Raw genomic sequence first — 7,653 nt, 5'->3', positions numbered from 1 at the left:
TCCGCCGGGCCCCGCCTGCCGTGCGACGTCGGGTTCGTGCAGGTCGCTCCTCCCGACGCCGACGGCAACTGCTCGCTCGGCGTCGGCGTCGACTACGTCGCCGACGCACTCGAGCACACCCCCGTCCTGATCGCTGAGATCAATCAGCGCATGCCGAGAACCCACGGTGCACCCGCGATCCCGCTGTCGCGGTTCGCGGCGGTCGTCGAGACCGACCGGCCGCTGCTCGAAGCGCCCGACCGTGAGCCCGCCGCCGTCGAGACGGCGATCGCCCGGCACGTCGCCGGCCTCGTCGAGGACGGTGACACCATCCAGGTCGGCGTGGGCACGCTGCCCTCGGCGGTGCTGGCGGCCCTGGAAGGACATCGGGACCTCGGTCTGCACTCCGGCATGATCTCCGATGCGGTGCTGCGGCTGATCGACAAGGGCGTGCTGACCGGTGCGCGCAAACAGATCGACGTCGGACGCCACGTCACCGGGGCGGCGCTGGGCACGGCCACCCTGTACGAGCGTCTGCCGCATCTGCCGGTGGAATTCCGTCCCGCCAGCTATACCCATGCGCCGCAGGTGCTCTCGCAGTTGACCGCGCTCGTGTCGATCAACTCCGCCATCGAGGTCGACCTCACCGGGCAGGTGGGGGCGGAGCAGGCCGGAGCCGCCTACGTCGGCGCGGTCGGCGGCCAGGTGGACTTTTCCCGGGCCGCGGCCCTGACCGGTGGCCGCTCGATCATCGCGCTGCGGTCCACCGCGCGCGGCCGCTCGTCGATCAAGCCGGCCCTCGAGTTCGGCTCCGTCACCACGGCGCGCGCCGACGTGGACTACGTCGTCACCGAGCACGGCGTCGCCGAACTGCGGGGCTGTTCGCTCGTGGAACGGGCCCGACGAATGATTGCGGTCGCAGCCCCGGAACATCGTGAGCACCTGGACATCGCACTGACCGAGCACGACCTTGCTTCGTAGCGGAGCGAGCGGAAACGAGGAGTGAACGCCATGACGCGTCCCCAACGGGTACAGATCCGAGAAGTCGGTCCGCGCGACGGCTTCCAGAACGAGCCGGAGACCATCCCGACCGACGACAAGGTGCGGCTGATCAACGCCCTGGGTCGTGCCGGCCTGAAGCGGATCGAGGTCGCCAGTTTCGTGCGGCCCGACGTCATTCCGCAACTGTCGGACGGGGTGGAGGTGCTCAGCCGCATCGACGTGCCCGACGACGGGAGGCTGATGGTCCTCGTGCCGAACAGCAAGGGCCTGGACAACGCGCTGAAGGTTCGCGACACCTTCCACGAGGTCGCGATCTTCGTCAGCGCGTCCGAAACCCACAACAAGAAGAACGTCAACCGCACCGTCGACGAAACCATGGCGGACAACGACATCATGGCTCGCCGGATCGTCGCCGAGGGCCTGCACTGCGCCGCGGTCATCGCGACGTCGTTCGGATGCCCCTTCGAGGGCAAGGTGGAGTTGAAGCGGGTGTTGGACCTGGCGGAGCGATTCGCCGAATCCGGAGCCACGGAGATCGGCTTCGGTGACACTACCGGCATGTGCAATCCGGCCTATGCCTCGGAGTTCTTCGCCGCGGCCATCGAACGTCTGCCCGGCGTCGAGGTCACCGCGCACTTCCACAACACCCGCGGCCAGGGCCTCGCGAACGCGTTCGCCGCGCTCGAGGCGGGATGCGCGAGCTTCGAGTCGAGCTTCGGTGAACTGGGCGGCTGCCCCGTCCCGGTGGGGTCGACCGGCAACATCGCCACCGAGGACCTGGTGAGCATGTTCCACGAAATGGGTGTGGACACCGGCCTCGACCTCGACCTGGTCATCGACGCCGCTCGCGAGGCTCAGCAGGTGCTGGGCCGCAAGCTCACCAGCCACTCGATCGTGGCCGGCCCGATCCAGTGGGCCGCGGGCGTGCGCTGACGCCCTCGTCCCCGGTACGACTTCGACATCAGAACCGACAACACGGAGTGAAATCATGAGCAATCGAGTCGCATTCGTCACGGGCGGCGCGCAGGGCATCGGCAAGGGAATCTCCGATGCGCTGGGTGCCGCGGGCTTCCGCGTCGCGGTCGCCGACCTCAACCTCGAGGCCGCGGAGGAGACCGCGGCCGCCATCCGCGAGGCCGGAGGCCAGGCAATGGCCGTTCCGGTCGACGTGACGGACACCGAGTCCGTGCAGGCGGCGGTCAAGCAGGTCGCCGAGCAGTTCGGCCCCGTCGAGATCGTCGTCAACAACGCCGGGTGGGACGACTTCATGCCGTTCGTGAAGACCGACGAGGCGTTCTGGGACCGGATTCTCGAGATCAACTTCAAGGGCCAGCTGCGAGTCGTCCAGGCGACCCTGCCGGGCATGGTCGAGCAGGGCTGGGGGCGCGTCATCAACATCGGTTCGGACGCCGGACGCGTCGGCTCGTCGCTCGAAGCGGTGTACTCGGGTGCCAAGGGCGGCATCATCGCGTTCACCAAGACCCTCGCGCGGGAGGTCGCCACGAAGGGCGTCACCGCCAACACGGTGTGCCCCGGTCCGACGGACACCCCGGCCCTGCGCAAGTTCGCCGACAACTCCGGCCAGGAAGCCGACAAGGTGATCGCCGGCATGACCCGCGCGGTGCCGATGAAGCGGCTCGGCAAGGCCACCGACATCGGCGCCGCCGTGGCGTTCTTCGCCTCCGACGAGGCGGAGTTCGTCACCGGCCAGACCTTGTCCGTCAGTGGTGGTCTGACGATGGCCTGACGGTCATCGGTCGGTTCTCACCCCGACAGCGCGGTCCGGAGCCTATCCGGCCGCGCTGTCGTGCGTCGCGGTCCGTTAACGATCGTTTGCAGGAGAGCTTATGATCGGTATATGACGAATAATTGCGATACAACGGATTTCGTGGAATGGACCTCGCTCGGCGAGTACGCGGACATTCGGTACGAGCACAGCGGCGACGGGATCGCAAAGATCACGATCTGCCGTCCGGAGGTGCGCAACGCGTTCCGGCCGCAGACGTTGATGGAGATCTCCGACGCGTTGGTCGATGCCCGGGAGGACTCCTCGATCGGTGTCATCGTGCTGACCGGGGAGGGGCCCGATGCATTCTGCTCGGGCGGGGATCAGCGGGTGCGTGGCGACACCGGCTACCTCACCGAGCCGGGCAAGGCCGGCGGCGTGGGGCGCTTCCACGTCACCGACCTGCAGATCCAGATCCGCCGACTGCCGAAGCCGGTGGTGGCCATGGTGGCCGGGTATGCGATTGGTGGCGGGCACATCCTGCATCTGGTGTGCGATCTGACGATCGCAGCGGACAACGCCCGCTTCGGCCAGGTGGGTCCCAAGGTCGGTTCCTTCGACGGCGGGTACGGCGCGGGTCTGCTCGCGGAGTTGGTCGGGGTGAAGAAGGCCAAGGAGATCTGGTTCCTGTGCCGCCAGTACGACGCGCAGCAGGCTCGGGAGATGGGGCTGGTCAACACCGTAGTCCCGTTGGCCGATCTCGAGCGCGAAACCGTCCAGTGGTGCCGCGAGATGCTCGAGCTCTCCCCCTTCGCGCTGCGCCTGATGAAGGCCAGCTTCAATGCGGCGGAGGACGGCATGGCCGGCATCCAGCAGCTCGCCCACGATGCGAATCTGCTGTTCTACTCCACGGAAGAGGCGAAGGAAGGGCGGGAGGCGTACAAGGCGAAGCGCCGGCCTGAGTTCGAGAAGTTCCCGCGTCGGCCCTGACCTTCCATTTCGGTCCAACAATTAGTATGGTTGGGTCATTGTTGGACCGAACAGGATGGTGTGCATGTCGGAAACCGCTACGCCCGCAGTCGCATGGAGTGACGTCGACGCCGGTGTCATGACGATCACGCTCCAGCGCCGGCCCGCGAACGCCCTGGGCCTGCCGATCATCGACGGCCTGAACGCGGCGCTGGACGCCGCCGATGCCGACGGTTCGGTGAAAGTGATCGTCGTCCGATCGGACATCCCCAGCTTCTTCGCTGCAGGGGCGGACATCAAGCACATGTCGTCAGTGGACGCGGAGTCGTTCACCGCCTACGGCGATCGGCTCCGCGGGGCGCTAGACCGGCTCGCGTCCGCCGACCGGATCACGATCGCCGCGGTGGACGGCCTCGCGCTCGGGGGCGGCCTCGAACTCGCAATGGCCTGCACCCTGCGGGTCGGCGGTGCGGACGCGAAGTTCGGGCTTCCCGAGGTCAAACTCGGCCTCATCCCTGGCGCCGGCGGTACCCAACGTCTCCCACGCCTCGTGGGCCGGGGCCGAGCGCTCGACATCATGCTGACCGCCCGCCAGATCTCCGCCGACGAGGCACACGCGATCGGGCTGATCGACCGGCTCGTCGACGCCGGCGGCGCGACGGACGCGGCGCTCGCCCTCGCGGCCGAGCTGTGCACGATGTCGCTGCCCGCGCAGCGCGCCGTCATCCGGACCGTCGACGCGTCCTTCGACACGCCGCTCGACGAGGGCTTCCGCTTCGAGGTCGCCCAGGAACAGGACCTGTTCGAGAGCGGGGAGGCGAAGGAGGGCATCACCGCGTTCCTCGAGAAGCGCACCCCGCGCTTCGCCTGAGCGCCGTGCCGTCCGGATCCGCCGGGCGCGGAGCGATCGCACTCGCACTGTCGCTGGTCTACCTGATCTGGGGGTCGATCTACCTCGCGATCCGCCTGGTGATCGAGGAGGTGCCGCCCCTCGGCTCGATGGGTGCGCGCTTCCTTCTCGCCGCCCTGCTGATGGCCGTGTTCCTCGCCGTCCGTGGCGGCTGGAGGCGGCTGCTCGTCACCCGGCGTGAGGCCGGCGGGGCCGCGTTCCTCGGGGTCCTGCTGCTCGCGTGTGGAAACGGCTTGACGTCGGTGGGCCAGTTGCACGGTGTGCCCTCCGGAGTGACGGCGCTTCTCGTCGCGATGGTGCCCGTGTGGATCTGCCTCTACCGTTCCGTGTCCGGCGACCGCCCGCGAGCTCTCGAACTGGCCGGCGTCGGGGTGGGCCTCGTCGGCCTGGCCGTGCTGGTGCTGCCGACCGGAAGTGAGCGTTCGAGCCTTCCGCTGGTCGGTGTGGCGGTCATCGTGCTGTCGAGTCTGTCGTGGTCGTTCGGCTCCTGGATCAAGCCGAGGCTCTGGTTGCCGCAGGACGTGTACGTGGGCGCGACGTATCAACTCCTGGCGGCCGGTGCGGCGATGATGCTGGCGTCGGTGGTTACCCGCGAGCGCTTCGGAGGTGAGATCGGACTGCGGGCCTGGGGCGCGTTCGGCTACCTCGTGGTCTTCGGCTCGGTCGTCGGATTCACCGCGTACGCGTGGCTGCTGCACCATGCACCGCTTCCGCTGGTGGCCACCCACACGTACGTGAACCCCGTGGTGGCCGTCGCCCTCGGATCCGTCGTCCTGTCCGAGCCGGTCACTCCTGCGCTGGTCGTCGGTGGCGTCGTGGTCCTGGTGTCCGTCGTGTTGGTGGTGAGTGCGCAGGCTCGGTCCCGGCGTGGGCGCGCTGCCGACCGCTCGGGGGAGACGAGCATGGTCCGCGACTGAGCTGGAGCATTCCGGGTGTTCTGGGAAGCTTCCCTGAACAACGCGAAGGTATTATTATCGGACCAAATTCGGGAAGGTGCAGCAATGACGCAGAACGGCACGAAACGCTCGTTCACGGGTCCGCTGTCGGGTCTGAAGGTGGTCGAAATCGGTTCGATCGGCCCGGGGCCGTTCTGCGCCATGCTGCTGGCCGATCTCGGTGCGGACGTGGTGCGGGTCGACCGCGCCACCGGCGCAGGGTTGGTCGGGCCGAATGCAGAGTTCCGCACCGAACTGCTGCACCGGGGACGTCGTTCGCTTGCCGTCGATCTCAAGCACCCGGACGGAGCGGAGGTGGTGCTGTCGCTCGTAGCGGACGCCGACGTGCTGATCGAGGGCTTCCGCCCCGGCGTCACCGAGCGGCTCGGGATCGGACCGGACGACTGTGCCCAGCGCAATCCGCGGCTGATCTACGGTCGCATGACGGGCTTCGGGCAGGACGGCCCTCTCGCGCAGCACGTCGGTCACGACATCAACTACGTGGCACTCAGTGGTGTCCTGTCGCTGATCGGACGCCACGGTCACCCGCCCACCCCGCCGCTCAGCCTGATCGGTGACTTCGGCGGTGGCGGAATGCTTCTCGCCATGGGAGTGCTGTCTGCACTCTACGAGAGGCAACGTTCGGGCACCGGGCAGGTGATCGACGCCTCGATGGTGGAAGGAGCCGCCCTCCTTGCGACGCCGTTCTTCGGCTTCACACAGAGCGGGTCGTGGAACCGTGAACGCGGCACGAACCTCGTCGACAGCGGCGCACCCTTCTACGACGCCTACGAGACCGCCGACGGCAAATGGCTCTCGGTCGGCGCGCTCGAACCGCACTTCTACGCCGACCTCGTAGCCCTGCTGGGCCTGCCCGACGATCTGCCGGATCAGAACGACCGCGCGCAATGGCCGCAGATGAAGAAGGTCTTCGGCGACGCCGTACGGGGCCGCGCCCTCGCGGAGTGGCTCGACGCGGCCGAAGGACACACGCCGTGCATCGCGCCCGTCCTCGACGTCGACGAGGCACCGTCGCATCCCCACCATGTCGCCCGCGGGACCTTCGTCGAGGTCGACGGACTCGTCCAACCGGCCCCCGCGCCCCGATTCAGCCGGACGGCGGCGGCAGTGGACCGCCGTCCGCCGACTCCGGGGGAGCACACCACCGAGATCCTGACCGACTGGGGAATCGACCCCGACCGCACCGACCAATGGCTGCGCTCGGGCGCGGGACGACACGCCCCCGCCGAAGCCTGACCGATCACACGAACTCACGGCGCCCACCTGGAACCGCCGGACCGAAGAAGGAGTGAACCCGTGACCGAGCCCACGACATGGGAAACGTTCACGCTCGAGCGACCCGAACCCGGGATCGCCGTCGTGACGCTGAACCGTCCCGAACGAATGAACTCGATGACGAACACGATGTTCGTCGAACTCGAGAAAGTGGCGTTGCACCTCGACCACGAGGACGACCTGCGGGTCGTGATCCTCACCGGAGCCGGCAAGGCATTCTGCGGCGGGTTCGATCTCGACGACGCCGAAGGGCTGTCGTCGTTGACGCCGATGGGGATGCTCGATCAGCAGGAGCTGGCGGCGCGGGCGCTCTCGGCGATCCGCAACATCCGCGTTCCGGTGATCGCGGCGGTCAACGGCGCGGCGGCCGGTGGAGGACTGTCCCTGTCCCTGGCTGCCGACATCCGGATCGGCTCGCCGGCCGCGCGGTTCAACGCGGCGTTCGTGCGAATCGGCCTCTCGGCTGGGGACCTGGGCGCCTCCTGGCACCTCACCCGGCTGATCGGCCCGGCGCGGGCCGCGGAGTTCGCCTACACGGGCCGATTCATCGAGGCCGTCGAGGCGGAGTCGCTCGGGCTGCTGAACGCGGTGGTTCCCGCCGAGTCGCTGCTCGACGAGGCGCTCGTGATGGCGCGCCTCATCTGCGCGAACTCGCCTGCCGGCGTGCAGCTATCGAAACGCGCACTGCACGCGAACATGGAGGTGTCGTCCTACGCCGCGGCGCTCGAACTGGAGAACCGTGGCCAGGCGCTGCTCACCCGTGGTGAGGACATGCCCGAAGCGCTGGCCGCGTTCAAGGACAAGCGCAGCCCGAAGTTCACGGGCCGGTGATCGAC

At 68.3% G+C, this 7,653-nt stretch carries 8 protein-coding genes; all 8 read left to right on the top strand.

What is annotated here, in order from left to right; translation table 11 throughout:
- Positions 1 to 960: acetyl-CoA hydrolase/transferase family protein (locus tag OEY_RS0108075; RefSeq protein ID WP_010593378.1), on the top strand; the 960-nt coding region annotated here is incomplete at its 5' end.
- A 30-nt stretch (positions 961 to 990) separates the two neighbouring features.
- Positions 991 to 1,914, top strand: a complete 924-nt coding sequence (locus tag OEY_RS0108070; protein WP_010593377.1) for a hydroxymethylglutaryl-CoA lyase — start codon at positions 991 to 993, stop codon at positions 1,912 to 1,914.
- Between the two features lie 55 nt (positions 1,915 to 1,969).
- Complete coding sequence (locus tag OEY_RS0108065; RefSeq protein WP_010593376.1) at positions 1,970 to 2,728, top strand: SDR family NAD(P)-dependent oxidoreductase; 759 nt, start codon at positions 1,970 to 1,972, stop codon at positions 2,726 to 2,728.
- 111 nt (positions 2,729 to 2,839) lie between these two features.
- A complete protein-coding gene (gene menB / locus OEY_RS0108060; RefSeq protein WP_029539943.1) occupies positions 2,840 to 3,697 on the top strand; it encodes a 1,4-dihydroxy-2-naphthoyl-CoA synthase in 858 nt (285 codons plus the stop codon).
- Between the two features lie 64 nt (positions 3,698 to 3,761).
- Positions 3,762 to 4,547, top strand: coding sequence for an enoyl-CoA hydratase-related protein (locus OEY_RS0108055; protein ID WP_010593374.1), 786 nt, complete (start codon positions 3,762 to 3,764; stop codon positions 4,545 to 4,547).
- A 5-nt stretch (positions 4,548 to 4,552) separates the two neighbouring features.
- On the top strand, positions 4,553 to 5,503 hold the full coding sequence (locus tag OEY_RS0108050) for an EamA family transporter (protein WP_010593373.1): 951 nt from the start codon (positions 4,553 to 4,555) through the stop codon (positions 5,501 to 5,503).
- An 84-nt stretch (positions 5,504 to 5,587) separates the two neighbouring features.
- Positions 5,588 to 6,778: a CaiB/BaiF CoA transferase family protein gene (locus OEY_RS0108045; RefSeq protein WP_010593372.1), complete on the top strand. Its 1,191-nt coding sequence runs from the start codon at positions 5,588 to 5,590 to the stop codon at positions 6,776 to 6,778.
- Between the two features lie 60 nt (positions 6,779 to 6,838).
- Complete coding sequence (locus tag OEY_RS0108040; protein WP_010593371.1) at positions 6,839 to 7,648, top strand: enoyl-CoA hydratase/isomerase family protein; 810 nt, start codon at positions 6,839 to 6,841, stop codon at positions 7,646 to 7,648.
- The last annotated feature ends 5 nt before the right edge of the window (positions 7,649 to 7,653 follow it).

The organism is Rhodococcus sp. P14 (assembly GCF_000256505.1).
In the GTDB taxonomy this organism is placed as follows: Bacteria; Actinomycetota; Actinomycetes; order Mycobacteriales; family Mycobacteriaceae; genus Rhodococcus; species Rhodococcus ruber.
This window is presented reverse-complemented; position numbering and strand designations above follow the sequence as displayed.